The organism is Streptomyces boetiae, assembly GCF_031845405.1.
GTDB lineage: Bacteria > Actinomycetota > Actinomycetes > Streptomycetales > Streptomycetaceae > Streptomyces > Streptomyces boetiae.
Genome location: NZ_JAVREN010000022.1, coordinates 38,130 through 64,634 on the forward strand (window position 1 = coordinate 38,130; position 26,505 = coordinate 64,634).

Here is a 26,505-nt window from a genome sequence, read left to right on the forward strand (position 1 = left end):
CAGGGCGGGTCGGGGACGTCCTGACCTGGGGCGGAGCGGCGTCTACAAGAACCTCCGTACGCCCCCGGACAGCGGTGAACGAGACAAGAACTGAGACCGGAGCGGGAAGGGCTGTCCCCGCTCGGAGGGCACGCCGAAGGTGACGACCTCTCGGCGTCACGGCCGGGAGAGGATGGGGCTAGCCTTGGCGGTGTGGTTGCCAGGGCCCTATAGGGTGAACGAGCCTCTCTGGGAGCAGCCATCCTGGAAGTATGACTGCTCCCACTTACGTAGCTTCAACCCCTGAGGTGTCGGCCCGGATGCGGCGGCAGCGGCGCGAGGAGACGGGCCCGGAGTTGGCCGTGCGCCGCCTGCTGCACGCGGCCGGCCTCCGCTACCGGCTACATCACCGTGTTCCGGGGATGGCACGGCGGCGGATCGACATCGCTTTCCCAGGGCCGCGCATCGCGGTCTTCCTAGATGGCTGCTTTTGGCACTGCTGCCCGCAGCACGCGAGCTACCCGAAGGCCAATGCCGAGCATTGGCGGAGAAAGTTCGAACAGAATACTGTGCGGGATACCGAGACCACGGTTCATCTCCAAGGCGCGGGCTGGACGGTACTGCGCTTCTGGGAACACGAGTCACCGGAGGAAGTTGCTGTCAAAGTGGCTGACACGGTTCGCGAGCGCCGCACCCGGCCTCACGGCTCTGAGGGGGACTCTTCAGGGGGCTCTGCACTGGTTCCTGAACCTGGCCGGGCGTCGAGTGTGTCCGGGTGATGCCGAAGCTTTTCAACTTTGGCCAGAAAGTCCCGATGCACTCGGTCGGTCTGCTCCAGAATTTCATGCCAGCCGCGCTGTTCGATCTGAGCCTGACTGTCGAGCAGCATACGGTTTGCGTGGCTCAGCCCATCGACGTGATCCACGACGAAGGTGAGACGACGGACGGAGAAGTCCGCGCCGATCAGAGGGTTGCTATCCAGAAACTCGTTGAGACTGCCCAAGTAGTTCACCCCCCGATTGAACTCCTCGTCCGTCAACCGGTAATTCATTCTTTTGATTTCAACGATCCATAGTGAGCCTCTGGCGCCGTTCAACAAAACGAAATCGGGCTTGCGTTCGGGGGTGGAAATGGCGCTGGTGTAGACGTATTCGCCCCGCTGTTTGAAGTACCATGCTTCGAAGCCTCTCCGGATTCGCTCCAGGGACTCGTTCATTCCCAGGGGTGTCCACTCCGGCGCCAGCAGCCAGGGGGCCTTCTCGATGAGTTCCTGTAGCGGCTGCTCCCGCGTCGTCCCATCTTCCACCAGGTACCGGAGGCGGTTCACCACGCCTACACGTTCCTGGGCTACCTGGCCCAGAGCGTAGAACTCTGCCACACGAGCCTTCTGGAAGAGACTCAGTACGACATCGAGGGGGCTCTCTGTCTCCTTCGAAACCTCTCGCAGAGTGTCAAGCAGTTCTCGGTGCGGGGCAATACTGCGCGCGAGTTCCACGTAGCGCTCGATACGCTGGGGATCGGAGGCCGCCTCCCGATCGCTGTCGGCCACCAGCACGCCGAATGCCTGCTTGACCGAGTGCTGGTAGTACGGGTCCGCTGGCGCCTCCTCTCGGAGTCGCTCTTCGAGATTTGCCGCTTCCTCGAATACCTCCCGTGTGCGCTTTCGCACCGAGGTCCGGCCGCGTTTGGCCAAATCCTTGACCTGTCGCTCTCCCCATTTCCGGAACGCCTGGCCCAGCTCCGAACTCCAGATGATGTCCTGTCGGTCGGACCGGATGAGGTCTTCCTCCTCATCAAGCCATTCGGCGTGAATTTCGCCTGTCAGATAGGAGCGGACGCTCCACTCGCCATGGAATCCTCCAACAGCTCCAAAATCCCGGGTCAATGCGACAATCTTTCCCCTGGCGTATACGCGTACGCCCGCCATGACCTCGTCCTTGTACGGATCCTTGGCGAATGCGAGCCAGCCCCTTACAGGCAAAGGATCACCGTTCTCTCGAGGGACTAGATCCCCGTCGAAGCTGACCTTGGTGTCCTCTTGCACATCGATTGCCAGTTCACCGAGCCTGAACGACTCCTGCCCAAAGCCCGGGAGCGCTTCCCCCTCCTGGCTGGTGTTGATAACCTGCACGTCCCAGTCATCGCGCCGGATCCCGAAGCGGGCGCAGAGTTGACGGTGCAAGTCTGTACCCGAAGGCACACGCTTTCGGTTGAAGCCTCGGAGTTTGACCGTCGTACCGCGATGCTCGCGGTACGTTCCGTCCAGGATGCCGACCTCGGGTCGGTAGTCACTTTCGGTATCGAAGAGCATGTCCGGAAGATGCAGCACAATGTGGGAGACCCGGTAACCTTGCTCGGCCCGTGCACCGCCAGCCGTGATGATCTCCACGGTCTCACAGATCCCAAAGGGGGCGAGCTTGCCGATCCCCTTCCGGCCCATGACTCGCCGGTCCTTCTCCCGTGACCGGTCCTTGCCGAAGCGTCGACGTCGGTCGGACCCCACGAGCAGGTAGTGGCTGTTGACTTCCTGCATCGACATGCCATGTCCGTCGTCGGTGACGCTGATCTCGTACGGCCCTGTGGGCGTCCCCCCTTCACGAGCAGCCAGCCAGACACCGAACGGCGCTCGCACGGTCACGCGCGTCGCGTCGGCGTCGTAGGCGTTGGCGATGATCTCGGCAAGGACGGCCGACACGCGGTCATAGAGCTTGATGCCCAACTTGTCAACGGTGAGCCGACTGATCCGCATCACATAGGGACCAGACTCCTGGCCCGCTTCCGCCGTCTCGGTATTGCCGGCATCCGCAGCCTCCCGGCGCGCACTGTCCTGCCGGGGAGGCGCTGGGAAGAGCCCCCTGTCAGCGATCCCGGGCTCCTCCGCACCCAACTCCTCCACGTGCCCCTCCCGTATGCGAGTCATCACGTACGGCGATAGCCAAGCACAGGTTGCCTGATCCGTGCCACGCCAGCGGCTGCGATGAGCATCGACGCACTAAGATCACGCCATGCCGACGCACAGTGCCGTTGACCTGTTCGCAGGCGCAGGGGGTGCCACGCGTGGACTAAAGGACGCTGGCTTCCGGATGCTCGCCGCGGTGGAGAACGATCCGGAAGCAGCTGAGACCTATCGACGGAACCATCGCCGCGTGCACCTCTTCCGCGAAGACGTCCGCTCGGTGGAGCCGGAGGAGATCCTCAGCGCCACGGGACTCGCTCACGGCGAGTTGGACCTGCTCAAGGCATGTCCACCCTGTCAGGGGTTCTCCAGCCTCGCGAACGGAGAGGTGGACGAGCGACGCAACGATCTCGTCCTCGACGTGTTTCGGTTCGTGGAACGGCTGCGCCCACGGGTCGTTCTGCTGGAGAACGTGCCCGGACTCGCCCGCGACCGTCGTCTGCCCAAACTCAACGGGTTGCTGACCGACGCGGGCTACCGACTTCGAGCGGCCACACTGGACGCTTCTCTGTTCGGCGTGCCCCAGCGACGCAAACGCTTCATCCACTTCGCGATCAGGGAAGATGTGTCCTTCGTTTTCGAAGGAGACCTGCTCGAACTGCTGCCTGCTCGTTTTAGCACGGCAGCGCGCACTGTGCGGCATGCGCTGGACCACCTTCAGCGTCATGGCGTCAACGGGGACCCGCTGAACGTCTACCGCAAGAGTTCGGCAGCGGTGCAGCGAAGAATCGCCGCAGTGCCGGTTGGAGGCAACCGATTCGATCTTCCGGAAGAGCTTCAACTCGCTTGTCACAAGCGCCTCAAGACGGCCCGCAATGCTGCATCCTCGTACGGCCGGATCAAGTTGGACGGCCCCGCACCCACCATGACCACGCGCTGCACCACGCCCGCGTGCGGAACGTTCATCCACCCGACCGAGAATCGGGGTTTGACATTGCGTGAGGCGGCGACACTCCAGACTTTTCCGGTGAAATATGAATTCTATGGCACCTATGGCTCTATTGAGCGGCAGATTGGGAACGCGGTCCCCGTGCGCATGGCGAAAGGGCTTGGGCTCATGGCTGCGGCCGTCCTTATGGGTGAGCTAATCAATTCGAATGCCTGATGCCGGGAGTGGCCAGGGCGGGAAATCGAGGGCAGCATGGACGAAACCCCTCATTTCTCGCCGCTAACGACATCCTGCTCGTCCGCCCTGGAGTAGTAGTCGGCCAGCATCTCGGTGGGCCAGGTGGGCTGGTGGGTTTCGCCGCGGGGGCCCATTTCGGTGAACCAGGGTTTGATGTCGATGACGGGGGTGCCGGCGACGGCGTCGAGGTCTTCGACGTGGAGGTCGAGGCCGTCGACCTTGAGGAGGCGGCAGCGGGAGACGCCGAGCCAGTTGAGGCGGCGCATGTTGCGGTGGCCGAAGATGCCGACGGGGGGCCAGGCGGGGTTGTCGCGGGGGCGGCGGGCGGCCGGGTGGAGGTCGGTGGGGTCGGTGAGGTGGAAGCGGAAGACGATCTCCAGGTGGGAGAACTCGGCGAGTCCTTCGGTGGAGTCGGCGGGGAAGTCGGGGGTGATGCGGATGATGGAGCGGGTGCCGCCCCAGTAGTCGTCGGTGGGTTCGGTGCGTCCGCCGATGACGTGGGCGACGGGGACGACCGTGAATTCTTCGGCCATGGCGGGCTCCTGGGTCAGGCTGTCTCGGTCAGGTAGGCGGCGGCGCGGGCGTCGAGGGCGGTGACGGCCGGGATGCCGCGGCGGCGGACGGGGGAGAGGGCCTGGCGCATGTCGGTGGCGGTGCGGCGGGCGCGGGCGGAGTGGATGACGTCCATCGCGTCCAGGGCGCGGGACCAGGTGGCGCAGGCTTCCTCGATGGCGCCCTGGCGGGCCTGGACGGAGCCGAGGTAGCCGAGGGTCACGGCGTGGGTGCGGGTGAAGGTGGCGGCCCTCCGGGTGCGGACGCTTCGGCGGAATTCGCGTTGCGCCCCTGCCAGATCGCCGGTGTCACGCAGGGTGCAGGCCGTTTCGTGGGCGAGGCTGGCCTCGCCGAAGAAGAACACGCGGGCCGGCTCGTCGTCGCCGGGCGCCGCGGCGGAGAGGTCGTTCTCCGCGCGGACGAGGGCGGCCGCGGCGGCCTGCTTCTGTCCGGCGGCGGCGAAGGCGCGGGCGTGCACGACGCCGAGCAGCGCGCGTTCCCGGGGCGCGGCGAGGGCGTAGCGCGGGCCGTCGACGGAGGCATCGGCCAGGTCGAGGGCCTGGCGGGCGTGTCCGAGGTCGACCGCCTGGTGGGCCATGGCGCGCAGCACGTGGCCGGCCAGGGGCGCGTCGTCGGCTTCCGCTGCCAGGCGGACGGCGAGGGTGAACCAGTGCTGGGCGGCTGCGTGCTCGGCGTTGTCGAAGGCCATCCACCCGGAGAGATAGGCCAGTTCGCCGGCCGCGGAGTACATCTCGCGCCGCACCCGATCGTCGGCGAACCGGCCGCCGAGGTAGGCGCTCACGTCGGTGGTGAGGTACTGCACGGCGGCGGTGCGCGCGTGCCCGCCGCCGTGCCGTTGGTCGACGCGGGAGAACATCGCGACCATGTCGCGCACGGCCGCCAGGTCCCCGCGGCCGACGCGGCGATGGTGGGCCGCCGGGCGCGCGGCCGGGCGTTCGGCCATGCGTTCCCACCAGTCCTGGCCCGGCACGGCCAGCGCGGCGACGGAGTAAGCGGCGGTCGACAGAGCCCGCCTGCGCGCCACGTCCAAGTCACGACTCCCCAGCTCGTTCAGCGCGGTCAGCGTATCCGCACCCCAGTCCGGGCCCGGCTGCGGGGAACGGGCCGCCAGCCCGATGTCCCCCACGCTGACCGCCCGGCCCAGGTGGCGTGACAACGCCTCCGCCAAGTATCGGGCCGTGGCCGGGGCCGGCTCCGCTCCGGCGACCCAGTGAGCGACGGCGGAGCGGTTCGTGCGCAGCACCTCACCCGCCTCGGCCGCGGTCATGCGCACGGTCGCGGCGAGCGTCTCGTACGTCACGTCGGCGGCCCTGATCGCGGCTCGCAGCAGGGAGTTGGGCATCCGGCCCGCCTCGCGCGGCACTTCCATCGAACCCCCCTCGGGGTGAAGCAGCTCACGTCCAACGTAGCGATTTCACCCGGCCGTTCGCTTAAACGCGGTAAACGGGCCAACACCCTGAGTGCCCTTGGGGACGGCCCGTCACGCCCGTTGACTGATGAGTGAGCGCTCCGGGCGTTGCCCTGGGCGCGGAAGCCGACGACGGAACTGCGGGGAACCCCGATGACCGCGAACAGCACGAGGACGACGAAGGCATCGCCGGGCCCGCCGGCGCGGTGGACGCCGCCGCGGGTGATCGAGTGCCCGGTGGACGTGATCACGGGGGCCGCGTGCTTGGTGTGCCAACGGCCGTTCCGCGGGGAGGTCCGCGTTGCCGTGTTCAGCGGAACGTACCCGCTGTACGCGCACCTGCGGCCGTGCGCGGCCCGCTTCGACGCCGCCACGCGGAGCGGGGAGCCGGGCCGGTGAGCCGCGCGGGGACGGGCCCGGCCGAAGTCCCGGTCCGGGCGGTGCCCGGCCTGACGCTCGCCCTGATCGGCGACGAGGCCCTGCGGGCGGATGGCCATCCCGAGCTGTGCGTGCGGCTGGTCATCGAGGGCATCGTGCACGACCCGGCCGGCCGGGAGCCCCCCGAGCGGCTGGAGGTGCGGATGTCCCCTCGCGCCCTGCGCGAGCTGATCGCGCAGGGCCGGGCCGCCCAGCGCGCCCAGGTCGTTCAGGCCCGCGCGCGGGCGGAACGCGACGCCGCGCTCGAACGGTCCCGGGCCGCGACCGCCGCGACCGACGCGACCGACGACGCGCGGGTCGACACCGGCGTGCTCGAACGGGTCGTGATGGGCCTGCACCGACACCGGTGGCCGCCCGGCCCGCCTGGGCAACCGGCAGCAACCACCGACGACTTATGAGGAGAGCCACGTGCACACCGAAACGAACATCACCGCGCCACCGCAGCGCCGCTACGCGGGACTCGCGCTGCTCCGCGACGAGGGCGGCAGCGTGCTCCTGGTCGAGAGGGCGCGCCGGGCCGGGCCGGACCGTTTCGGCCTGGTGGGCGGTCCCGCCAGGCCGGGCGAGTGGGCCTCCCTCGCCTGCCAGCGGGAAGTCCGGGAACAGACGGGCCTCCGCCTGGTCCCGGGGCGCGTGCTCGTCGTCCACTACATGCCGGCCGATGGCCAGGCCCGGGAGGGCACGGACGTGGTCTTCGACTGCGGGGTCATCACCAGGCGGACCCCGCTGTCGCCGCCGCCGGGCGGGCACGTCGCCGGATACCGCTGGGTGGCACCCGACGACCTCCGTGGCCTTGTCGCGCCGTACACCGAGTGGCGGATCAACCTCGCCCTCGAAGCCCTGGACGGCGGCGAGGTCCACGAACTCGTCGGCCACCCCAATGTCACCGGCGCCCTGCCGGCCTCCTGAGCCCAGCCGCCCGCCATGAACTCCCGCCCGGCCTCCGGGCGTTCGGCGTCGGCAACCTCCGGCCGCCGGGCGCCTGGCACGGGCGGGACCCGAGAAGGCACACCCGAAACCGAAAGGACTGACGGAAACATGCAGAACTCGAACACCACCGCGAGCAGGGACGCCCTGCTCGTGGCCGTCGAGGAGCTGGGGAGCGTGCACGACCGCTTCGACAGCACCCGCTCCGACCCGCCGGCCGACGCGACCGGCGACGCCCCGTGGCCCACCGGCGACACCTACGGACCCGGCGCCTGACCGCACCGCCCACCTCACCGGGCAGGGGGCCGCGCGTTCTTGCGACGCGCGGCCCCCGTCCAGCGGCGCCACCACCGTTGCGACGAGGAAGGAAGAGGAGAACCGAAGTGGATCACGCGTTAGTGACCGGTGTGGAGAAGGCGCTGGGCTGGGAAGGCCCCGGCGGGCTCGGGCACTTCGCCCGCGGCACGCTCCCCGACCCCGCCCTGGCCGGGCGGCTCCTGACTCCCGACCGGCTGCTGGATCTGCTGATGCGGCGCAGTCTTGAGCCGCCGCAGGTCCGGTGCTTCGGCGACGGCCAGGAGCTGCACCCCAACGCCTACACCACGGCGGACGTGACCAGCCGCGGCCAGAGCGTCCGCCTGGTCCACATGCACCGGCTCGCTGGTCTCTTGCGGCGCGGAACGACCGTGATCCTGGACCGGGCGAACCTCTTCGACCCCACGCTGGAGGTCGCCTGCCGGGCCGTGCAGTGGTGGTCGGGCGAACGCGTCAGCGCCAACCTCTACCTCACCACGCACGGCGCCGACGGCTTCGGCATGCACTGGGACGACCACGACGTCCTGGCCGTCCAGCTCTCCGGCGAGAAGGACTGGGAAGTGCGCGGCCCGTCCCGCCAGGCGCCGCTCTTCCGCGACGCCGCGCGCAACGACCAGGTCAGCGAGGACGTCGTCTGGGCGGGAACGCTGCGGGCCGGCGACGTGCTGCACATCCCGCGCGGCTACTGGCACCAGGCCGGCCGGGGCGGTCTCGGGGCCGGGCACAGCCTGCACATGACCCTCGGGTTCACCACCCGCACGGGGGCCGGCTGGCTGTCCTGGCTCGCCGACTGGTCCCGGGAGAACGAGCTGTTCCGCCGCGACCTGCTGCGCCGGGCCACGCCGGAGCAGGAGCGGGCCCAGCACCGCGAACTGGCCGCAGCCGCAGGCCGTTTGATCGACTCCCGCAGCCCGGCGGCGTTCCTGGCCGCCCGCGAGCAGGACGCGGCGCCTCCGCGGCACGTGCCGTTCCTCGGTCTCTCCGGGCCGCTCGAATCGGTGGTGTGCGTCAGCGAGTTCCCGCCCCGGATCGTGGAACGCGGCCAGACCGTCGAGGTCTTGGGCGCGGGGAAGAGGCTGACGTTCACCGCCAGGGCGCTGCCTGCCCTGCGCCTGCTGTTGAGCGGACGCCCGGTGCCGCTGGAGCCGGCTGCCGGGCTGGTGGGCGCGGAAGTCCGAACGCTGGCCGAGATCTTGGTGGAGGAGGAGCTGTGCGCGCCGCTGACCCCCGAGTTGTCCTCGGGCTACACCGGTCTCGTCACGAACGCCGCCTGCTGACCGGCGCGTTGGACCTCGGCATCGACGCCATCGACACCAGCTTCAACTACCACGGCTTCGCCTCTCACCGGGCTCTCGCCGCCGTGGCCGGCGACCTGCTGCCGCGGCTGACCATCTCCACCAAGGTCGGCTTCTTCCCCGGCTCCCGCGGAGCCGAGCACTCCCTCGAACCGGCCCGCCTGCGCGCGGCCTTGGAACGCACCGGCCGGGACCTCGGGCGGGCGCCGGACCTCGTGTTCCTCCACAATCCCGAACGTTCGCTGGCCCGGCTGCCCGTGGCCGAGGCGCGGGATCGGCTGGCGCGGGCGTGCGGCGTTCTGGCCGAAGCGGCCTCGGGTGGGTGGTGCGGGGGCTGGGGGATCGCCTCGTGGCACCCGGCGGCTCTGCTCGGGCCGGCGGGGAACGTCCCGCGGCCGGGCGTGCTCATGGTGCCCTGCGGACTGCTCGTCCCGGTCCGGACTCTGGACGCGGCGGACGCGCTGGCCGAGCGGTGGGAGCTGCCTGTCGCCGCCGTGCGGGGCATGAGCCCTTTCGGCGGCAACGCCACTGCGTCCGTGTGGCGTTCAGCCGACCCGCGCCTCTTCCTCCCCGACCGGGCAACCGGCCTGTCCGCCGTCCAGGCGGCGTTCCGCGTGGCGTGGCATCTGCCGCGGGTCGGCTCGGTGGCCGTGGGCTCGGACGACCCGGCCCATCTGCGGGAGCTGGTCGACGCGTTGGGCGCCGAGGTCGTGCAGGAGACCGTTCGGCGTTACCGGGCCCTGCTGCGCGAACGCGCGCGGCCGGGTCAGCGCGGTGCCTGAAGTTCGGCCAGGAGCCGGTCCGCCTCGCGCCGGGCCGGCCCGGCCAGCGGGTCGCGCGGGTCGGCGTAGGGCAGGACCTTCGCGCAGAAGAACAGCGCCATCAGCTTCCCCGACCGGCTCTCCAGATCCGCACGCCGCTCACGGAGCACCCGCTGCGCCAGGCCGGGAACGGCCAGCGAACTCCCCCACAGCTTCGCCGCGTCCAGCCCGCGCGGGGCCATGCCCCAGTCCTCCCAGTCCAGCAGCCAGCACTCCGGGGCGGTGAGATTGGCCCAGTTGAGGTCGGCGTGCGCGGGAGTCCACTCCTCCAGCACGAGGTCGATCCCGGCCTCGGGGAACGCCGTGCGGATCGCCCCCGCCACGCTCTCCCGCGTCACCGGAACCGTGTCCGGGGTCGCCACCCGGTTGGTCCGCGCACCGGCCAGCGCGTCCAGCGAACGGTTCAACGTCCCCCACCACGCCTCCCCCAGCCCCGGGTCCTCGGTCAGCCGTCCGCCGGGGCGCACCGGCGGCGCGGCGACCAGCTCGGTCTCATCCGCCCGCCACATCGCCGCGCCATCGTCCTCGCGCCAGGCCAGCCCGGCGTACCACTCCGGCTTCGCGATGCCCTCCAGCACCGCCGCGCACTCCACCCCGTTCCAGCCCTGCCCCCCGATCCGCTCCACCCCCCGCCGCTCGACCCGCACCCACGTCCCCCGCCCCGACCGCGCCCCCAGCGAACGCCGCTTCCGCACCAGCGAGGCACGATCCAGCACCGTCCCAAGGCCCCGCTCCACCCGGCCGAGGACCTCCTCAACCGACTCCACACGCAGATCGACGGAGGCGGCGGCGGACGGGGAAAGGGGCATGCGGTTCCTTCCACGCAACGAAGGCCCCGGCCGTGGATGGCGGCGGGGCCTTCGTTCAGCCCGGTGAGAGCTGGGCGGAGGATACGAGATTCGAACTCGTGAGGGTGTGAACCCAACACGCTTTCCAAGCGTGCGCCCTAGGCCTCTAGGCGAATCCTCCGCCGGACACGATACAAGACCGGGGTGTGTGGTCGCGAACCGTTGCCGGGGGCGGGGGGAGGGCGGGGATCGGGTAGGGTGGGGGAAGCCCCTCACGTGGCGCTATCTCGCTGAACTCCCCCAGGGCCGGAAGGCAGCAAGGGTAGGTGAGCTCTGGTGGGTGCGTGAGGGGCCCTCGTGTGTCAGTGGGGGCCGATATCGTCTCAAGGGTGTCCTCGCTCGCGCTGTACCGCCGCTACCGACCCGAGACCTTCGCCGAGGTCATCGGGCAGGAGCACGTGACCACCCCGCTCCAGCAGGCCCTGCGGAACAACAGGGTCAATCACGCGTACCTGTTCAGCGGGCCGCGCGGGTGCGGGAAGACGACGAGCGCGCGGATCCTGGCCCGCTGCCTGAACTGCGAGCGCGGGCCGACGCCGGCGCCCTGCGGGGAGTGCCAGTCCTGCCGCGACCTGGCGCGGAACGGCCCCGGCTCGATCGACGTGATCGAGATCGACGCCGCCTCGCACGGCGGCGTGGACGACGCCCGGGACCTGCGGGAGAAGGCGTTCTTCGGCCCCGCCTCCAGCCGGTACAAGATCTACATCATCGACGAGGCGCACATGGTCACCCCCGCGGGGTTCAACGCCCTGCTGAAGGTGGTGGAAGAGCCCCCGGAGCACCTCAAGTTCATCTTCGCGACGACCGAGCCCGAGAAGGTCATCGGGACGATCAGGTCGCGCACGCACCACTATCCGTTCCGGCTGGTGCCGCCCGGGACGCTGCGCGAGTACCTGGGTGAGGTGTGCGAGCAGGAGGCGATCCCGGTCGAGGAGGCCGTGCTGCCGCTGGTGGTGCGGGCCGGGGCCGGGTCGGTGCGGGACTCGATGTCCGTGATGGACCAGCTGCTCGCCGGGGCCGGGGAGGAGGGGGTCACCTACGAGATGGCCACCGCCCTGCTCGGGTATACGGACGGCGCGCTGCTGGACGCGGTGGTGGACGCCTTCGCGGCCGGGGACGGGGCGGCGGCCTTCGGGGTCGTGGACCGGGTGATCGAGGGCGGCCACGACCCGCGGCGGTTCGTGACCGACCTGCTGGAGCGGCTGCGGGACCTGCTGATCCTGGCGGCGGTGCCGGAGGCGGCGGAGAAGGGGCTGATCGACGCGCCCGCGGACGTGCTGGAGCGGATGCGGGCGCAGGCGACCTCGCTGGGCCCGGCGGAGCTGAGCCGCGCGGCGGACCTGGTGAACACCGGGCTGACCGAGATGCGGGGGGCGACCTCGCCGCGGCTTCAGCTGGAGCTGATCTGCGCACGGGTGCTGCTGCCGGCGGCGTACGCGGACGACCGGGCGTTGCTCAGCCGGCTGGACAGGCTGGAGCGCGCGGGAGGGGGAGGGGCCGGAGTGGGAGGGGCGGCCGGTGTGCCCTCCGCGCCCGTGGCTCCCGTACAAGCGGTGCCGGCCCCGGTGCCTCCGGCACCGGGGCCCGTGACGGAGGCGCCGCCGCCCCCGCCCGAGGCGGCCCCGGCGCCCGCGGCCCCGCCGCCGGCCCCTGCCGTCGAACGCCCCCCCGCGCCCGAGTCGCCTCCCGGCGCGCGGCCCGGGGCCTGGCCCGGCGCGCGGGAGGCCGGTGGGCCGGGGCAGCGGCCCGGCGCCTGGCCCGGAGGAGGGGCAACGCCCCCGGCCGCCCCCGGACCGGCGGCCCCCCCCGCGAGCCCGGCCGCGCCCGCGCCCGCCGCGCAGGGGGCCGGCGACCCCGGGCGGCTGCGGCAGGTGTGGCCCAACGTCCTGGACGCGGTGAAGGGCAAGCGCCGCTACACCTGGATCCTCCTCAGTCAGAACGCCCAGATCCTCGGCGCCGAGGGCGGCCTGCTGCGGCTGGGGTTCAGCACTCCCGGCGCCCGGGAGAGCTTCGTCACCGGCGGCAGCGAGGACGTGCTGCGCCAGGCGCTCGCCGCCGTGCTCGGCGGGCAGTGGCGCATCGAGGCCGTGGTGGGCGGGGAAGGCGGCGGCGCCGGAGGCGGGGGCGGGCTCCCGCGGCCCCAGCCGCCTGGCCCGCCCCAGCCGCCTGGCCCGCCCCAGCAGCCGCCGCCCGGCCCTCAGCAGGCTCCCCCCGCCCCGGTCCCGAGGCCCGCGCCCGAGCCGTCGGCCGCCCCGCCTGCCGCCGAGCCGGCACCGCCCCCTCCGCCCCCGCCGGTGGCGGTCGAGGACGACATCCCGGCCGAGGACGACCCCGACCTGGACGACACGGCGCTGACCGGATACGAGCTGATCGTCCGCGAGCTGGGGGCGACCGTTATCGAGGAGTTTCACCACGAGTGAGACCGTGGCCCCCTGAGCCCGTAGGCTCAGGGGACGGAAACGTCGTCGACGAGCCTGGAGTGAGGCCGTGTTCCCTGGTGGAGGGGTCGACATGCAGCAGCTGCTGCAGCAGGCCCAGAAGATGCAGCAGGATCTCGCCGCGGCGCAGCAGGAGCTGGCCGAGACGCCGGTGGAGGGTTCCGCGGGCGGCGGCCTGGTCAAGGCCACGGTAACCGGCTCGGGCGAGCTGACGGCGCTGGAGATCGACCCCAAGGCCGTGGACCCCGAGGACACCGAGACCCTCGCCGACCTGGTGCTCGCCGCCGTCCGCGACGCGAACAAGGCCGCCCAGGAGCTGGCCAAGGCCAAGCTCGGCCCCCTGGCGCAGGGCCTCACGGGCGGCGGCGGCATCCCCGGGCTGCCGTTCTGATGTACGAGGGGGTGGTCCAGGACCTCATCGACGAGCTGGGGCGGCTGCCCGGCGTGGGCCCCAAGAGCGCGCAGCGGATAGCGTTCCACATCCTCCAGGCGGAGGCGGCCGACGTCCGCCGCCTCGCCCACGCGCTGACCGAGGTCAAGGAGAAGGTGCGGTTCTGCGCCGTCTGCGGCAACGTCGCCCAGGAGGAGCGCTGCCGCGTCTGCCAGGACCCGCGGCGCGACCCCGCGGTGATCTGCGTGGTCGAGGAGCCGAAGGACGTGGTGGCCATCGAGCGCACCCGCGAGTTCCGCGGCCGGTACCACGTGCTGGGCGGGGCGATCAGCCCGATCGACGGCGTCGGCCCCGATGATCTGCGGATCAGGGAGCTGCTGGCGCGGCTCGCGGACGGCGGGGTCACGGAGCTGATCCTGGCCACCGACCCGAATCTGGAGGGCGAGGCGACCGCGACCTACCTGGCCCGCATGGTCGGCTCCCTCGGACTTCGGGTCACCCGGCTGGCCAGCGGCCTGCCGGTCGGGGGAGACTTGGAGTATGCCGACGAGGTCACCCTGGGTCGAGCCTTCGAGGGGAGGCGGCTGCTCGATGTATAACGCAGACGCGACGGTGACGGCCAGGGAGGTGCCCGCCGCGTGATGTCCGAGATGTCCGAGACGAACGAGGGCGCGAACGCCGCGCCGCACGAGGCACCGCGCGGCGCGGCGCCGCACGGGCCGGGCGCCGGTCCCGACAGCTTCGCCGTGCAGATCGCCGATCAGGTGGAGAGCTTCATCGTCGCCGTCACCGAGGTGGCCAAGGGCGACGACCCCGACAGCGCGGTGCCCTACCTGCTCCTCCAGATCTCCCAAGTCCTGCTGGCCGGCGGCCGGTTGGGCGCATACCAGGACATATTGCCCGAGGAGCGGTACGAGCCGGACACCGGCCCCGAGCCCGACATGGACGAGCTCCGGCAGCGGCTGGCGGAGCTCCTGGCGCCGGTGGACGTCTACTCCGAGGTGTTCGACCCCTACGTCCCGCGCAGCACGCCGGTCGCGGCCCGCATCTCCGACGACCTGGCGGACATCCTCACCGACCTGCGCCACGGCATGGCCCACTACCGGGCCGGGCGGGTCAGCGAGGCGCTGTGGTGGTGGCAGTTCTCCTACCTGTCGAACTGGGGCCCCACCGCCAGCGCCGCCCTGCGCGCCCTCCAGTCGCTCGTCGCGCACGTCCGGCTGGACACGCCGCTGGCCGAGCTGGACGGGCTCGACACGGACAGCGACGCCGAGGACGGCGACCTGGAACGCCAGGCCGGCCGGGTCATGGAGGCGGAGATCGCCACGCCGCTCGGCCTGAAGTCCCCGGCGCAGCAGTAGGAGGGGAACGGGCGGCGCACGGTGGGGCGTTCGGCCCCGCGCATGCCGTCCCGGGCGGCCACCCTGTGTCGTCGCCCCGCGCCCGCCGCCCCGGGCGCGGGGAGTCGAGGGGGGAGTCCCCGAGGGGGATCCCGGTCCTCCCCTCAGGGGAGGAGGACGAGGCGGCCCCGGACGCCGCCCTTGGCCGGCCGCTCGTGCGCCGTCGCCGCGCGCTCCAGCGGCAGCGTCTCCGCGACCCGCAGCGTCAGCCGCCCCGCGCCGTCCTGGGCCGAGGAGCACATGGACAGGGTTCGGCACGCCCGCGCGGCCTACGACCGGGCGGAGGGCCGTTCCGCCGCGGACCGGGCCGGGGAGGACGCGACCGCGCGAACTACCCCAGGCTGAGCACCAGCAGCGCGATGTCGTCGTTGCGCACCCGCACGCGCGCCTGCACGCCCGCCAGCAGCTCGTCCGCCACCGCGTCCACCGGCGCGTCCTCCGGCACCGCCGCCACCGCCCGCGCCAGGCCCGCGACCGAGGCGTCCAGGTCCTCGCCCGGCGTCTCGATCAGCCCGTCCGTGTACAGCACCAGCACGCTCCCTTCCGGCAGGTCCGCGTCGAGCACCGGGTACACCGCCCCCGGCATCACCCCGAGCAACGGCCCCGGCTCCACGCGCAGCGCGGTCACCCGCCCGTCGGGGTGGCGCAGGAGGGGCGGGGGGTGGCCGGCGTTGGCCAGCAGGGCGCGCCGGGTCCGGAGGTTCAGGTGCACGTAGACGCAGCTTGTGAACAGGCCGGGGTTGAGGTCGGTCAGCAGGCGGTTCGCGCGCTCCAGCACCTCGCCCGGGGCCGCCCCGGCCATGGCGTGAACGGCCGTGCGGACCTGGCCCATCAGCGCGGCGGCCGTCACGTTGTGCCCCTGCACGTCGCCGATGGCCGCGCCCGCGCAGCCCCCCGCGTCCACCTCGATCACGTCGTAGAAGTCGCCGCCGATCTCCAGGCCGCGGGTGGCGGGCAGGTAGCGGGCCGCCGCCGACAGGCCGCCGATCTCCGGCAGGCGGCTGGGCAGCAGGCCCTTCTGGAGCCGGTGCGCGAGCTGGCGCGTGTCGTCGTAGATGCGCGCCCGGTTCAGCGCCTGGGCGATGAGGCCGCCCAGCGAGGTCATGGTCGTGCGCTCCTCGCGGGAGAAGTGGTGGGGGCGGTCGTAGGAGAGGATGCAGCAGCCGACCGGGCGCCCGGAGACGATCAGCGGCAGGTAGGCCCAGGCGGCCTTGCCGACGGTGCGGGGGAGGCCGGGGTAACGGTCCTCCAGCTCGTCCGGGGAGGAGAAGAAGCTGGGCTCTCCGTCGAGGAGGGCACGAGTGGCCGGGCTGGCGGAACGCCGGCGCATCGGCAGCCCGTCGAACGCCTCCATCGCCGTCGGCTCGTAGCCGCGGTAGGCCATCAGGCGCAGCTTCCGCCCCTCCGCGCTGAACAGGACGACGCCCTGGGCGTCGAACGCCGGCAGTACCTGCATCGCGAGCAACTCGACGACGTCCTGGACGCCGGCCGCCTCGGCGAGCGCGCCCGCCAGCTGCACCAGGCGGTAGAGGGCGCCGGCCCGCACGGTCCGCCCGCCCGCGTCCTCGACGCGGGCGGGATTGGCCACGTGCAGGCCGCTGGGCGCGGCGGCCTGAGCATGGGCCGCCGCTTCCGTCGGCGTCGGCGAGGTCTGGGAGGGCTCGGGCGCGGGGGCCTCCGGCGGCGCCGGGCTTCGAGGTGCGGGATCCTCCGGCTGCGCCGGGCCTGCGGGCGCGTGAGGCCGGCCCGGTGCTTCGGGCGTTTGCGGCTGCGCCGAACTGCCTGGCGCCTCCGCACTGTCGCGGGCCCGTGACCGCTCCCGCTCCGGCGCTTCGGACGCCTCCGGCCGCGTTGGACTTCCCTGCGCCTCCGCCGCCCGGTCCGTGCTCCGCGACTGATCCGGCTCCGCCGGCCGTCCCGCCGCATCCGCGCCTTCCGGCGCCTCCCGCCGGCCCGGCCTTCCGCGCTGCCCCGCCGCGCGCGGCCCGTCCGCGGCCCTTGGCCGCTCCGGAGCCTCCGGCCGGCCCGGCTTTGCCTGCCGGTGCGGGCTTTCCGTTGCCTCCGGGGGCTTCGGGCGTTCGCCGATGTCGGGCCGTCCCGCCGCCTTCGGTTCGCCCGGCGCTGGCGGGGGCTCCGGGCCGTCCGTTGCCTCCGGCGCTTGCGGGGGCTCGGGTCCAACGTCCGTCGCCGGTCCTCGTCCCGGCGCGCCCCGTCGTCGCGGGCCACTCGTCGCGTCGCCGGGCTTCGGTCGTTCCGGCGCTCCCGGCCGTTGCGCGGCTCGCGACGACTCCTCGGCCTCGAGCCGTTCCGTCGTCCCGGCCCGTCCCGCCGCACCCGGCGGTGCGACGGCCCCGGGGCGGTCCGCCGCGTGCGGCCGTTCCGTGACCTCGGCTCCCGCCCGCTCCGGACCGGGACCCCCTTCCGGACCGTCCCGGCCCCCCGGCCCCGTCGGCCGGATCCGGACGCTCAAGCCCGTCGCGTCAGGACTCAGAGTGAAGCGGAGCCACTGCGACGGCGGCCGGTGGACGGTGAAGGTGATGGGGGTGCCGCTGATGACGGCGGCGCGGTAGCGGTCCTCGTAGTCCGGGTCGGAGAGCCAGGGGAGGCGTTCCCACAGGGGCGGGCCGAGGAGGTCGGCGGGAGTGGGGACGCCGAGGAGGCGGGCGGCGGCCGTGTTGGCGAACGTCACGCGGCCGTTGAGGGAAAGCCCGCAGGCGCCCTCGGGGAGGCGGTCGGCGAAGTCGACGGCCGCCAGCGCCTCGGAGCGTCCGGGCACGCGGGTGCGGGGAGGCGTCGACTCGCGCGGGCGGTCGGGCGCCGCGACCGGGTTTCCCGACCGCGCCGCGTCGCGCAGCACCGCGGCCAGGCGGGACGCGCTGGTCCGGGCCGCCGCGCGGTCGGCCTCCGAGGGCCGCGGCGGGTGGTCCGCCGGCCACAGCAGCGTCAGCGTCCCCCAGGGCCCGTCGCCCTCCTCGGACTCCAGGGGCAGGTACGCGGAGACGAACTCGTACGGCAGGGACAGGGCCGTCCGGGGGTAGCGCCGGGCCAGCTCGTCGGGCGGCAGCCACAGCTGCCGCCCCAGGCGGATAGCGTCGGTGACCGGACCCGGCGCGTGCAGCGCGACCCGCCACCACGGCTCGGCGACCGAGGCCGGGACCCCGGTCACCGCGGCCATCGTCAGGATCTCGGCCCGCTCCGGCCCGGGCGGCGGCAGCAGGAAGACGGCGCCCACGTGCGCCCCGGCCGTTTCCGTCGCCCGCAGCAGCGGCACGTCAAGGGCCGCGGCGGAATCGGACTCTCCCATAAAGGAACTTTAGGGCGATATGGGGGGCGCCCGCCCCTCAGGCCGGGGCCCGCCCCTCAGGCCGGACGCCTCCGCCGCGGCGCCCCGTGCACGATCCGCACCACGGTGACCAGCAGCACCCCCGCGCTGACGTAGTACACGATGATCGCGTCAGGGACGTACGCCTGCCGGTAGTCGCGCTCGCCCTTGATCGCCTCGGAGTCCTGCCCGTAGGGGGCGGCGGCCAGCGTCCGCATGCCCGATTCGAACCGTGCGCGCTGCACCTCGCCCATGGCGTCGAGCGCGTCCTCCGCGGTGGGGGAGTACTGGACGCGGTAGCCCTCGTCCGGGGTGGTGGCCTGCCCGTCGCCCCGGTGCCTCACGCGGCACCCGACTCCGGCAGGTCCTCCCCCGGGACGCACCCGCTGAAGTCACCCCGCCGCAGCCGCGCGACCACCTCGTCGTCCTCCTCGCGGGCGCCCGTGTGCAGCAGGGCCCACCGGGTCAGCACCAGCGGGAGCCGGGTCGCGGGCGTGCGGCCCACCTCCCGGTCGAAGGCGTCGGCCTCGTCCTCGCTCAGCGTGGCCCGGATGCCGTCGATCGTCGCGGGCACCTCGATGGGCTCGCCGCGCACCACGGTCCTGAACGTGGCCTCGCCGGCGTCGCCGCCACCGCCGCTCATCGGTCCCTCTCCTCACCCGGCCCGCGTGGCAGGGCCGGCCGTTCCCGTACACCCGTCACGGTACGCGTCGGAAACCAGCGGCGGGAAGGCCCGGGAAGTCTGTTGAGCGGGGCGAGGGGGCAACGCCCGGGGCGCGCGGCAACCCGTGTGACATCGGTAACGTTTCGGGCAAGTTTCCGCGTGTCACCGCTACTGGCGGGCAGGGGTGCTCGCTGGACGGGCGGCGCGAGGATGCACGCTCGGTAGACTTCATCCGGCTGTGGCCGGTTTTCGGCCACGGAGAGTAAGAGAACGAGGAGCGAGGACACGTGGGCCTTGTCGTGCAGAAGTACGGTGGCTCCTCCGTGGCCGATGCCGAGGGCATCAAGCGCGTCGCCAAGCGGATCGTCGAGACCAAGAAGAACGGCCACCAGGTCGTGGTCGTGGTCTCCGCGATGGGCGACACGACGGACGAGCTGATCGATCTCGCGGGCCAGGTGTCGCCGGTGGCGTCCGGCCGCGAGCTGGACATGCTGCTGACCGCGGGCGAGCGGATCTCCATGGCGCTGCTGGCGATGGCGATCACGTCCCTGGGGCACGAGGCGCAGTCGTTCACGGGCAGCCAGGCGGGCGTCATCACCGACTCGGTGCACGGCAAGGCGCGGATCATCGACGTCACGCCGGGGCGTATCCGCTCCTCCGTGGACCGCGGGAACATCGCGATCGTCGCCGGGTTCCAGGGCGTCTCGCAGAGCAGCAAGGACATCACCACCCTCGGGCGCGGCGGCTCCGACACCACGGCCGTCGCGCTGGCCGCCGCCCTGGACGCCGAGGTCTGCGAGATCTACACGGACGTCGACGGCGTGTTCACGGCCGATCCGCGGGTGGTCAAGAAGGCGCGCAAGATCGACTGGATCGCCTTCGAGGACATGCTGGAGCTGGCCAGCTCCGGTTCGAAAGTGCTCCTGCACCGCTGCGTGGAGTACGCCCGGCGGTACAACATCCCGATCCACGTCCGGTCCTCGTTCTCGGGGCTCGAAGGCACCTGGGTCAGCAGGCAACCACAAGGAGGTCGCGCGGTGGAGCAGGCAATCATCTCGGGGGTCGCGCACGACACCTCCGAGGCCAAGGTCACGATCGTCGGCGTCCCGGACAAGCCGGGCGAGGCCGCGGTGATCTTCCGGACGGTGGCCGACGCCGAGATCAACATCGACATGGTGGTGCAGAACGTCTCGGCCGCGGCCACCGGTCTGACCGACATCTCCTTCACCCTCCCCAAGGACGAGGGGCGCCGCGCGATCGAGGCCCTTGAGAAGCGGCGCGGCTCGATCGGCTTCGAGGCCCTGCGCTACGACGACCAGATCGCCAAGATCTCCCTGGTCGGCGCCGGCATGAAGACCAACCCCGGCGTGACCGCCACCTTCTTCGAGGCCCTGTCCAACGCGGGGGTCAACATCGAGCTGATCTCGACGTCCGAAATCCGGATCTCCGTGGTCACGCGCGAGGACGATGTGCAGGCCGCGGTGCGCGCCGTGCACTCGGCGTTCGGCCTGGACAGCGACACCGACGAGGCCGTGGTCTACGGGGGCACCGGCCGCTGAACGGACGCCTGAACGGACGTTGATCGGCCCGCGATCGATCTCGGCCATTTGTGAAGCTCTCGTAATCAACTCGTAGGGCTGTATGGCTTGCTCGCGACCGAACCGCCGGGGGACGATTTCAACTCCCCGCACCGCCTGAAGGAACCGAAAGCGGTGCGGGGAGCGTCTTTAGTGCACCGCACGGGGCGCGCGGCGCGGCGAACGCGCCGTGAACGCTGGCACATCAGGACATCGACGGCAGGCGGCACGAATGGGGCGTGGCTACGCAAAGCGGCTCAGCCTGCCTGCGCCGTACAACCTTTGCGGGGGAGAGCATGTCCAACAGGCGTGGCAGAGGTTGCAGACGTTCTCTTCGTGTTCCCCCCAGTGGCGGCCGGGTCCCGCAGGCCCGCGGGCGGGAGCACACCCGTGACCGCACCCCTGCCGGCCGCGCGGCCGGCCCGCATCCCCGCCCCGGCGGGCGGCGAGGCGGCGGTGGGCGACGAGACGATGGCTGAGAGCACCGCTGCCGTCGGCACCACCATCGACTACCTCACCGAGACCTACCAGGCGCACTACCGCTCGCTGCTCGGCCTCGCCGCGCTGCTCCTGGACGACACCGCCTCCTGCGAGGACGTGGTCCAGGAGGCGTTCATCCGCGTCCACTCGGCGCGCAGCCGCGTCCGCGACCCCGAGAAGACCCTGGCCTACCTGCGCCAGACGGTGGTCAACCTCTCCCGCTCCACGCTCCGCCGCCGCATCCTCGGCCTGAAGCTCCTCTCCAAGCCGATGCCGAACATGGCCAGCGCCGAGGAGGGCGCGTACGAGCAGTTGGAGCGTGCCGACCTGATACAGGCCATGCGCGGCCTCCAGCGCCGCCAGCGCGAGGTGCTGGTGCTGCGCTACTTCGCGGACATGACCGAGGCCGAGGTCGCCAAGACCCTCGGCATCTCCGCCGGCTCGGTGAAGGCGTACGGCTCCCGCGGCATCGCCGCCCTGCGCGTCGCCATGGAGGCGGCTCGATGAACGACCGAGATCCCGGCCTGCCGCCGCCCCCCGGCGACGGGCCGGCCGCCCGGCACACCCCGGAGAAACGGCCCGCGCCCGCACGCGCGCACGCCCGCGACGGCGCGCGGGACGGACGTTCCCCCGCCGACGCACCGGCCGAGGACCCGGGCGCGGCTCGGGACAACGGCCCCGGCGCCGCTCGGGACAACGGGCCCGGCGGCGTCCCGGCCGGCGCTTCCGACGGGGCCCCGGGCCACGGCACCGAGGACATCCCGGTGGGCGCCGCCGACGGCGGCCCCCGGGGTGTCGCGCCCGGCAGCCGCGCCGCGGGCGGGCGTTCCGACGCGGGCACGCCGCGGCACGGCCCCGCCTCCGTCGATCCCGAGGAGGCGCTGCGGCGGCTGCTGCGGGACGTCGTCGACGGCGTCGAGCCCTCCCGGGGCTCGCTGGAGCGGCTGCAGCGGGCCGTGCCCTCCCGGCGGCGCCGGCGCAAGCAGGCGCTGGTGGGCGCCGCGGCGGCCGTCGCGCTGCTCGGCCTCGGCGCGCCCCTGCTGATGTCCACCGCCTCGCAGATCGGCGGCGGCGGCCACGGCGGCGCCACAGTCGCCGACGGGCACGGCGCGTTCGAGGGCGGCCTCGCCACGGACGGGGAGAACGGGCCGCTGGACGGGTTCCCCTCGGACGGCGAGAGTCCGTTGCCCGCCGGACCCGGGGGCGGCGAGCCCGGCAGCGGCACCGAGCCGGGCGAGGACCCCGGCGCCGAGACCACGGGCGTTCCCTCCGGCCCCGGCGGCAGCCTCAACGTCATCTCCCCCGCCTGCGGCCGTGGCCAGCTCGGCCAGGTGCGCACGGAACTGGACCCGCCGGACGCCCAGGGCCGCATCTACGGCCTCATCCGGCTGGCCAACGTCTCCGACGAGACCTGCCGCGTCGACGGCACGGGCGAGCTGGCCGCCCTCCCCGCCGCCACCGGCCAGGAGGCCACCTCCGACGTGCAGATCGTGGACCGCACCGAGGGCGACCGGGCGACCGGCCTGCCCGCGCCCGACGAGGCCGTCGAGGAGCTGGTGCTGCCGCCGGGCGGGGCGTACGAGGTCAGGTTCGCGTGGGTGCCGGAGTCCTCGGCCGCCGCCTCGGGCACGTGCGAGGCCGCCCCGGCGGGGCCCGGCCCCGAGCCGAGCGAGACCCCGCCCACCGAGACCGCCGACCCGCTGGCCGCCGAGGGCGCCGCGCCCGGCGAGCCCGGCGGCGACGGCACCACCTCCGAGGACGGCGGCGGCGAGCCGTCCGGCGGCGGCGACCCCACCTCCGGCGGCAGCGGCGGCGACGGCTCGGAAACGCCCGCGGACGACGCGGTCGTGCTGCGCTACACCCCGGAGGCCGGCGCCCCCGAGGCCGCCGAGATCCGCCTGGAGGGCACCTGCACCGGCACGGTCTACCGCACGGGCGTCCTGGAAGCCTCCCCGGCCTGACCGCGCCCGGGGCGGCCCGCCGACCGGCCCCGTCCGGAGCGCGGGAAGCGGGGAAGTACCGTGGAGCGCGTGTCCGGCTACCGCTTTCTCCTGACCCCGCGCTGGTGGGCCATCAACGTCTTCCTCGTGCTGGCCGTCCCCGTCTGCCTGGTAGCCGGGTCGTGGCAGCTCGGCCGCTTCCAGGAGCAGGTCGACGCCCACGGGCGGCAGCAGGAGCGCGCCGAGGGGGAGGGCGCGGCCGAGCCGAGGCCGCTGGAGGAGCTGCTGCCCCTGACCTCGGACACGGTCGGCGAACAGGCCGCCGTCACCGGCGCCTTCGACCCCGGACACCAGCTCCTCGTGCCCGGACGCCGCCTGGAGGGCGCCGCCGGCTTCTACGTCCTGACCCCGCTGCGCCCGGCGGACGGCGGCCCGGCCGTGCCGATCGTGCGCGGCTGGCTCCCCGGCGACGCCGACGACCCCGGCGAGGTGCCCGCGCCGCAGGAGGGCGAGGTCACGGTCACCGGGGCCGTTCAGGCGTCCGAGTCGCCCAGCGAGGCCGAGGGCAGGATCACCGGCCTGCCCGACGGCCAGCTCGGCGTGATCAGCGCCGCGGCCCTGGTCAACGTCCTTCCCTACGAGGTCGCCGACCTCTGGCTCACCGTCCGGGCCGCCGACGCCGCGCCGCCGCTGCGCGCGGTCCCGGCCGAGGCCCCGACCGGCACCGGCCTGGACCTCGACGCCTTCCAGAACCTGGGCTACACCGGCGAGTGGTTCGTCTTCGCCGGGTTCGCCGTCTTCATGTGGTACCGGCTGTTCCGGCGGGAGGTGGAGGCCCGCCGGGACGCCGAGCTCGGGCTGCCGCCGCCGCCCGGCGCTAGCGCGCCGCCCGCCCCGCGGGAGCCGGAAGGTGCCGCCGCGCGAACGCGATCTCCTGCGCCACCTGCTTGATCCGCTCCTCCACCACCAGCGAGCCGTGCCCGGCGTCGTACCGGTACACCTCGTGCGGGTGGCCGCGCGAGGCCAGCCGGTCCACGTAGTTCTCGATCTGCCGGATCGGGCAGCGCGGGTCGTTCACCCCGGCCGAGATGTACACCGGCGCGCGCACCGCGTCCACGTACGTCAGCGGCGAGGACGCCTCCCAGCGCTCGGGCACCTCCTGAGGCGTGCCGCCCAGCAGCGTCCGGTCCAGCGCCTTGAGGGCCTCCATCTCGTCCTCGTACGCGGCCACGTAGTCGGCCACCGGCACCGCGGCCACGCCGACCGTCCACGCCTCCGGCTGCGCGCCGACGCCCAGCAGCGTCAGGTACCCGCCCCAGGAGCCGCCGGTCAGCACCAGCCGCTCCGGGTCGGCCAGGCCGGACTCGACGGCCCAGGCGCGCACGGCCGCGATGTCCTCCAGCTCGATCAGGCCGACGCGGTGCTTCAGCGCGTCCGTCCAGGCGCGGCCGTAGCCGGTGGAGCCGCGGTAGTTGACCCGGACCACCGCGAAGCCGTGGTCGAGCCAGGCCGCGGGACCGGCCGCGAAGGCGTCGGTGTCGTGTGCGGTCGGCCCGCCGTGGATCTCGAAGACGGTGGGGAACGGCCCCTCGCCCTCGGCCGGCCGCTGCACCAGGGCGTGCACCGGGCCGCCCGGCCCCTCCACCCACGCGTCCGTCACCGGCAGCGAGGCGGGGGCGCGCATCCCCGGCGGGTCGAGCACCACGCGGCCGGGCTCGGCCGTGGTCCGCACCTGCGGCGGCTCGGCGGCCGAGGACCACAGGTACTCGGCGGAGCCGTCGGGCCGTGCGGTGCAGCCGGAGACGGAGCCGGCGGGGGTGTCGAAGCGGATCAGCTCGCCGGTGGCCAGCTCGTAGCGCCACAGCTCGCTGCGCGCGTGGTGGCTGTGCGCGAGCAGCAGCGCGGAGGCGTCCGGGAACCACTGTGCGTACACGTCGCCGGGCAGCGCGTCGTTCACCTCGGGCAGCTCGGTCTGCTCGCCGGTCAGCGGGTTCCAGATCATCGGCTCCCAGCGCCCGCGGCGCTGGTGCCCCAGCAGCAGCCGGGGGTCCCCGGAGACGGGCGCGAACCCCCGGACGTAGAGGCCGAGTTCCTTCGTGCCGCCCTCGGTGTCGTCCAGCTCGGCCACCGGCGCGCCCTCGGGCGTGACCACCCGGACCGCCGAGTGCATGGCGTCGCCGTGCTCGGTGTGCTCGATCGCCAGCAGCGCCCCGTCGTGCGACAGGTCCCCGACCCCGGCGGACTGCCGGTGCCGGTAGATCTCGCGGGGCTCGCCGCCCGGCGGCAGGACGTGCAGCGTGGTCCCGTCCTCGTCCGTCATCCGGCCGACGACCACGGTGCCGTCCCGGCCCAGCGCCAGGCCCGCGGAGAACGCCGGCTCCAGGCCGGGCGCGGCGGGCTGATCCGGTCCGCCGTGGAAGGGCTGCCGCATCCAGACGCCGAACTCGTCGCCGTCCGTGTCGGAGAACCACCACACCCACGCGCCGTCCGGGGAGAGCGTCCCGTCCACGGTCCCGTTCGGCCGGTCCGTGGCCTGCCGCTGCTCGCCCGTGGCGCGGTCCCAGGCGTACAGCTCGAACGTCCCCGTCGCGTTCGACACGAACAACGACCGCTCCGGCGCGTCCTCGGCCCACTCCGGCAGGCCCACCCGGGGCGCCCGGAACCGCTTCTCCCACTCGGGCATCGGCTTCTCAGTCATCTGCCCATTCTCCGCCCCGCCCCGCGGAACCCCCGCCCGGCCCCGGGCGCGTCCCCCGGGGAGAACGCCCGGGGCGGCGCGTCGCGTCAACGTCCGGGGCGGCGGGTCGCGTCAACGTCCGGGGCGGGCCGTCGCGTCAACGCGCGGGGCGGCGCGCCGTCCTCAACGCCCCGGGCCGGGGCCGTTCTCAGTCCTCCGCGCCGTCCAGCTCCACCAGCAGCTCGACCTCGACGGGGGCGTCGAGCGGGAGGACCGTCACGCCGACCGCGCTGCGGGCGTGCTGGCCGCGCTCGCCCAGGACCGCGCCGAGCAGCTCGCTCGCGCCGTTGACCACCTGCGGCTGGCCGGTGAAGCCGGGGGCCGAGGCGACGTAGCCGACGACCTTCACCACGCGGCGGACGCGGTCCAGGTCGCCCGCGACCGACTTCACGGCGGCCAGGGCGTTCAGCGCGCAGATCCGCGCCAGCTCCCGCGCGCGCTCCGGGGTCACCGCCTCGCCGACCTTCCCCGCGGCCGGCAACTCGCCGTCCACCAGCGGCACCTGGCCCGAGGTGTAGACGTACGGGCCGGTGCGGACGGCCGGGACGTAGGCCGCCACCGGCGGCACCACCTCCGGCAGCGTCAGGCCCAGGTCCGCCAGCCGCGCCTCGACCGCGCTCACGCGCCGCCCGCCGCCTTCGGCCGCTTCAGGTAGGCGACGAGCTGCTCCGGGTTCGGGCCGGGCACGACCTGGACCAGCTCCCAGCCGTCCTCGCCCCAGTTGTCCAGGATCTGCTTGGTCGCGTGCACCAGCAGCGGCACGGTCACGTATTCCCACTTCGTCATGCGGCTCACTCTAGCCAGCCGTCCCGGCCCCGCCGTCCGCTCCCGCCCGGTCCCCCCGCCCGCTCCCGCCCCCGCCCCCGGCGT

At 73.2% G+C, this 26,505-nt stretch carries 25 protein-coding genes, 1 tRNA gene, 1 other RNA gene and 1 pseudogene; 16 read left to right on the top strand and 12 right to left on the bottom strand.

Going from position 1 to position 26,505, the window contains the following annotated elements; all coding sequences use genetic code 11:
- Positions 1 to 251 precede the first annotated feature (251 nt).
- Positions 252 to 758, top strand: coding sequence for a very short patch repair endonuclease (locus RM780_RS15995; RefSeq protein ID WP_394812988.1), 507 nt, complete (start codon positions 252 to 254; stop codon positions 756 to 758).
- On the opposite strand, the gene RM780_RS16000 is transcribed toward RM780_RS15995, so the two are convergent.
- Complete coding sequence (locus tag RM780_RS16000; RefSeq protein ID WP_311631401.1) at positions 680 to 2,875, bottom strand: ATP-binding protein; 2,196 nt, start codon at positions 2,873 to 2,875, stop codon at positions 680 to 682. The genes RM780_RS15995 and RM780_RS16000 overlap by 79 nt on opposite strands.
- 109 nt (positions 2,876 to 2,984) lie before the next feature.
- On the opposite strand from RM780_RS16000, the gene RM780_RS16005 reads away from it, so the two are divergent.
- Entirely contained in the window at positions 2,985 to 4,040 is a 1,056-nt protein-coding gene (locus RM780_RS16005; RefSeq protein ID WP_311631402.1) for a DNA cytosine methyltransferase, read from the top strand.
- A gap of 50 nt (positions 4,041 to 4,090) precedes the next feature.
- On the opposite strand, the gene RM780_RS16010 is transcribed toward RM780_RS16005, so the two are convergent.
- Together RM780_RS16010 and RM780_RS16015 are read right to left on the bottom strand one after the other, a co-directional pair.
- Positions 4,091 to 4,594 carry an SAM-dependent methyltransferase gene (locus RM780_RS16010; protein ID WP_311631403.1) on the bottom strand — a complete coding sequence of 168 codons (504 nt, stop codon included), beginning with the start codon at positions 4,592 to 4,594 and terminating at the stop codon, positions 4,091 to 4,093.
- Between the two features lie 14 nt (positions 4,595 to 4,608).
- Positions 4,609 to 6,003, bottom strand: a complete 1,395-nt coding sequence (locus RM780_RS16015) for a Tat pathway signal protein (protein WP_311631404.1) — start codon at positions 6,001 to 6,003, stop codon at positions 4,609 to 4,611.
- Between the two features lie 434 nt (positions 6,004 to 6,437).
- Between RM780_RS16015 and RM780_RS16020 the strand changes: the two genes are divergently transcribed.
- The 5 genes from RM780_RS16020 (at position 6,438) to RM780_RS16040 (ending at position 9,799) form a co-directional block, all read left to right on the top strand.
- Positions 6,438 to 6,878, top strand: a complete 441-nt coding sequence (locus RM780_RS16020; protein WP_311631405.1) for a hypothetical protein — start codon at positions 6,438 to 6,440, stop codon at positions 6,876 to 6,878.
- Positions 6,879 to 6,888: 10 nt separating this feature from the next.
- Positions 6,889 to 7,389: an NUDIX hydrolase gene (locus RM780_RS16025; RefSeq protein WP_311631406.1), complete on the top strand. Its 501-nt coding sequence runs from the start codon at positions 6,889 to 6,891 to the stop codon at positions 7,387 to 7,389.
- Between the two features lie 129 nt (positions 7,390 to 7,518).
- Positions 7,519 to 7,683, top strand: coding sequence for a hypothetical protein (locus tag RM780_RS16030; RefSeq protein WP_311631407.1), 165 nt, complete (start codon positions 7,519 to 7,521; stop codon positions 7,681 to 7,683).
- 107 nt (positions 7,684 to 7,790) lie between these two features.
- Entirely contained in the window at positions 7,791 to 8,999 is a 1,209-nt protein-coding gene (locus tag RM780_RS16035; protein ID WP_311631408.1) for a JmjC domain-containing protein, read from the top strand.
- Positions 9,000 to 9,007: 8 nt separating this feature from the next.
- Positions 9,008 to 9,799 carry an aldo/keto reductase gene (locus RM780_RS16040; protein WP_311631409.1) on the top strand — a complete coding sequence of 264 codons (792 nt, stop codon included), beginning with the start codon at positions 9,008 to 9,010 and terminating at the stop codon, positions 9,797 to 9,799.
- On the opposite strand, the gene RM780_RS16045 is transcribed toward RM780_RS16040, so the two are convergent.
- Entirely contained in the window at positions 9,784 to 10,647 is an 864-nt protein-coding gene (locus RM780_RS16045; protein WP_311631410.1) for a hypothetical protein, read from the bottom strand. The two genes, RM780_RS16040 and RM780_RS16045, sit on opposite strands and share 16 nt — an antisense overlap.
- A 75-nt stretch (positions 10,648 to 10,722) precedes the next feature.
- Positions 10,723 to 10,807 (bottom strand) — tRNA-Ser (locus RM780_RS16050).
- Between the two features lie 83 nt (positions 10,808 to 10,890).
- On the opposite strand from RM780_RS16050, the gene ffs reads away from it, so the two are divergent.
- From ffs to RM780_RS16075, 5 genes are all read left to right on the top strand, one after another.
- Positions 10,891 to 10,985: signal recognition particle sRNA small type (ffs, locus tag RM780_RS16055), an RNA gene on the top strand.
- 30 nt (positions 10,986 to 11,015) lie between these two features.
- A complete protein-coding gene (locus tag RM780_RS16060) occupies positions 11,016 to 13,106 on the top strand; it encodes a DNA polymerase III subunit gamma and tau (RefSeq protein WP_311631411.1) in 2,091 nt (696 codons plus the stop codon).
- 67 nt (positions 13,107 to 13,173) lie between these two features.
- Entirely contained in the window at positions 13,174 to 13,515 is a 342-nt protein-coding gene (locus tag RM780_RS16065) for a YbaB/EbfC family nucleoid-associated protein (RefSeq protein WP_311631412.1), read from the top strand.
- Entirely contained in the window at positions 13,515 to 14,114 is a 600-nt protein-coding gene (gene recR / locus RM780_RS16070; protein ID WP_311631413.1) for a recombination mediator RecR, read from the top strand. Before RM780_RS16065 ends, recR begins: the two co-directional genes overlap by 1 nt.
- A 42-nt stretch (positions 14,115 to 14,156) precedes the next feature.
- Positions 14,157 to 14,876: a DUF5063 domain-containing protein gene (locus RM780_RS16075; protein ID WP_311631414.1), complete on the top strand. Its 720-nt coding sequence runs from the start codon at positions 14,157 to 14,159 to the stop codon at positions 14,874 to 14,876.
- 143 nt (positions 14,877 to 15,019) lie between these two features.
- Here RM780_RS16075 and RM780_RS16080 read toward each other — a convergent pair.
- From RM780_RS16080 to RM780_RS16095, 4 genes and pseudogenes are all read right to left on the bottom strand, one after another.
- Positions 15,020 to 15,133, bottom strand: a pseudogene (locus RM780_RS16080) (zinc-binding dehydrogenase); the annotation flags it as partial.
- 113 nt (positions 15,134 to 15,246) lie between these two features.
- Positions 15,247 to 18,219, bottom strand: a complete 2,973-nt coding sequence (locus tag RM780_RS16085; protein WP_311631415.1) for a SpoIIE family protein phosphatase — start codon at positions 18,217 to 18,219, stop codon at positions 15,247 to 15,249.
- 56 nt (positions 18,220 to 18,275) lie between these two features.
- Positions 18,276 to 18,581 (bottom strand): type II toxin-antitoxin system RelE family toxin, encoded by a 306-nt coding sequence (locus tag RM780_RS16090; RefSeq protein WP_311631416.1) that lies wholly within the window; start codon positions 18,579 to 18,581, stop codon positions 18,276 to 18,278.
- Positions 18,578 to 18,880: a hypothetical protein gene (locus tag RM780_RS16095; protein ID WP_311631417.1), complete on the bottom strand. Its 303-nt coding sequence runs from the start codon at positions 18,878 to 18,880 to the stop codon at positions 18,578 to 18,580. The genes RM780_RS16090 and RM780_RS16095 overlap by 4 nt, the downstream gene beginning before the upstream one ends.
- A 308-nt stretch (positions 18,881 to 19,188) precedes the next feature.
- Here RM780_RS16095 and RM780_RS16100 point away from each other — a divergent pair, with 308 nt between their 5' ends.
- The 4 genes from RM780_RS16100 (at position 19,189) to RM780_RS16115 (ending at position 23,849) form a co-directional block, all read left to right on the top strand.
- A complete protein-coding gene (locus tag RM780_RS16100) occupies positions 19,189 to 20,460 on the top strand; it encodes an aspartate kinase (protein ID WP_311631418.1) in 1,272 nt (423 codons plus the stop codon).
- A 366-nt stretch (positions 20,461 to 20,826) separates the two neighbouring features.
- Positions 20,827 to 21,465, top strand: coding sequence for a SigE family RNA polymerase sigma factor (locus tag RM780_RS16105; RefSeq protein ID WP_311631449.1), 639 nt, complete (start codon positions 20,827 to 20,829; stop codon positions 21,463 to 21,465).
- Positions 21,462 to 22,919 (top strand): hypothetical protein, encoded by a 1,458-nt coding sequence (locus RM780_RS16110; protein ID WP_311631419.1) that lies wholly within the window; start codon positions 21,462 to 21,464, stop codon positions 22,917 to 22,919. Before RM780_RS16105 ends, RM780_RS16110 begins: the two co-directional genes overlap by 4 nt.
- Positions 22,920 to 22,979: 60 nt before the next feature.
- Entirely contained in the window at positions 22,980 to 23,849 is an 870-nt protein-coding gene (locus tag RM780_RS16115; protein ID WP_311631420.1) for an SURF1 family protein, read from the top strand.
- On the opposite strand, the gene RM780_RS16120 is transcribed toward RM780_RS16115, so the two are convergent.
- The 3 genes from RM780_RS16120 to RM780_RS16130 form a co-directional block, all read right to left on the bottom strand.
- Positions 23,776 to 25,596, bottom strand: coding sequence for a S9 family peptidase (locus RM780_RS16120; protein WP_394812989.1), 1,821 nt, complete (start codon positions 25,594 to 25,596; stop codon positions 23,776 to 23,778). The genes RM780_RS16115 and RM780_RS16120 overlap by 74 nt on opposite strands.
- Before the next feature lie 187 nt (positions 25,597 to 25,783).
- Entirely contained in the window at positions 25,784 to 26,257 is a 474-nt protein-coding gene (locus RM780_RS16125) for a RidA family protein (RefSeq protein WP_311631421.1), read from the bottom strand.
- On the bottom strand, positions 26,254 to 26,421 hold the full coding sequence (locus RM780_RS16130; RefSeq protein ID WP_311631422.1) for a DUF4177 domain-containing protein: 168 nt from the start codon (positions 26,419 to 26,421) through the stop codon (positions 26,254 to 26,256). The genes RM780_RS16125 and RM780_RS16130 overlap by 4 nt, the downstream gene beginning before the upstream one ends.
- Between the last annotated feature and the right edge of the window lie 84 nt (positions 26,422 to 26,505).

Excerpts from the sequence above, each read along its gene's own strand:
- RM780_RS15995 (WP_394812988.1), top strand. The coding sequence starts at position 252 with ATGACTGCTCCCACTTACGTAGCTTCAACCCCTGAGGTGTCGGCCCGG.
- RM780_RS16005 (WP_311631402.1), top strand. The coding sequence starts at position 2,985 with ATGCCGACGCACAGTGCCGTTGACCTGTTCGCAGGCGCAGGGGGTGCC.
- RM780_RS16010 (WP_311631403.1), bottom strand. The coding sequence starts at position 4,594 with ATGGCCGAAGAATTCACGGTCGTCCCCGTCGCCCACGTCATCGGCGGA.
- RM780_RS16015 (WP_311631404.1), bottom strand. The coding sequence starts at position 6,003 with ATGGAAGTGCCGCGCGAGGCGGGCCGGATGCCCAACTCCCTGCTGCGA.
- RM780_RS16030 (WP_311631407.1), top strand. The coding sequence starts at position 7,519 with ATGCAGAACTCGAACACCACCGCGAGCAGGGACGCCCTGCTCGTGGCC.
- RM780_RS16045 (WP_311631410.1), bottom strand. The coding sequence starts at position 10,647 with ATGCCCCTTTCCCCGTCCGCCGCCGCCTCCGTCGATCTGCGTGTGGAG.
- recR (WP_311631413.1), top strand. The coding sequence starts at position 13,515 with ATGTACGAGGGGGTGGTCCAGGACCTCATCGACGAGCTGGGGCGGCTG.
- RM780_RS16075 (WP_311631414.1), top strand. The coding sequence starts at position 14,157 with ATGTCCGAGATGTCCGAGACGAACGAGGGCGCGAACGCCGCGCCGCAC.
- RM780_RS16085 (WP_311631415.1), bottom strand. The coding sequence starts at position 18,219 with ATGGGAGAGTCCGATTCCGCCGCGGCCCTTGACGTGCCGCTGCTGCGG.
- RM780_RS16095 (WP_311631417.1), bottom strand. The coding sequence starts at position 18,880 with ATGAGCGGCGGTGGCGGCGACGCCGGCGAGGCCACGTTCAGGACCGTG.
- RM780_RS16110 (WP_311631419.1), top strand. The coding sequence starts at position 21,462 with ATGAACGACCGAGATCCCGGCCTGCCGCCGCCCCCCGGCGACGGGCCG.
- RM780_RS16120 (WP_394812989.1), bottom strand. The coding sequence starts at position 25,596 with ATGACTGAGAAGCCGATGCCCGAGTGGGAGAAGCGGTTCCGGGCGCCC.
- RM780_RS16130 (WP_311631422.1), bottom strand. The coding sequence starts at position 26,421 with ATGACGAAGTGGGAATACGTGACCGTGCCGCTGCTGGTGCACGCGACC.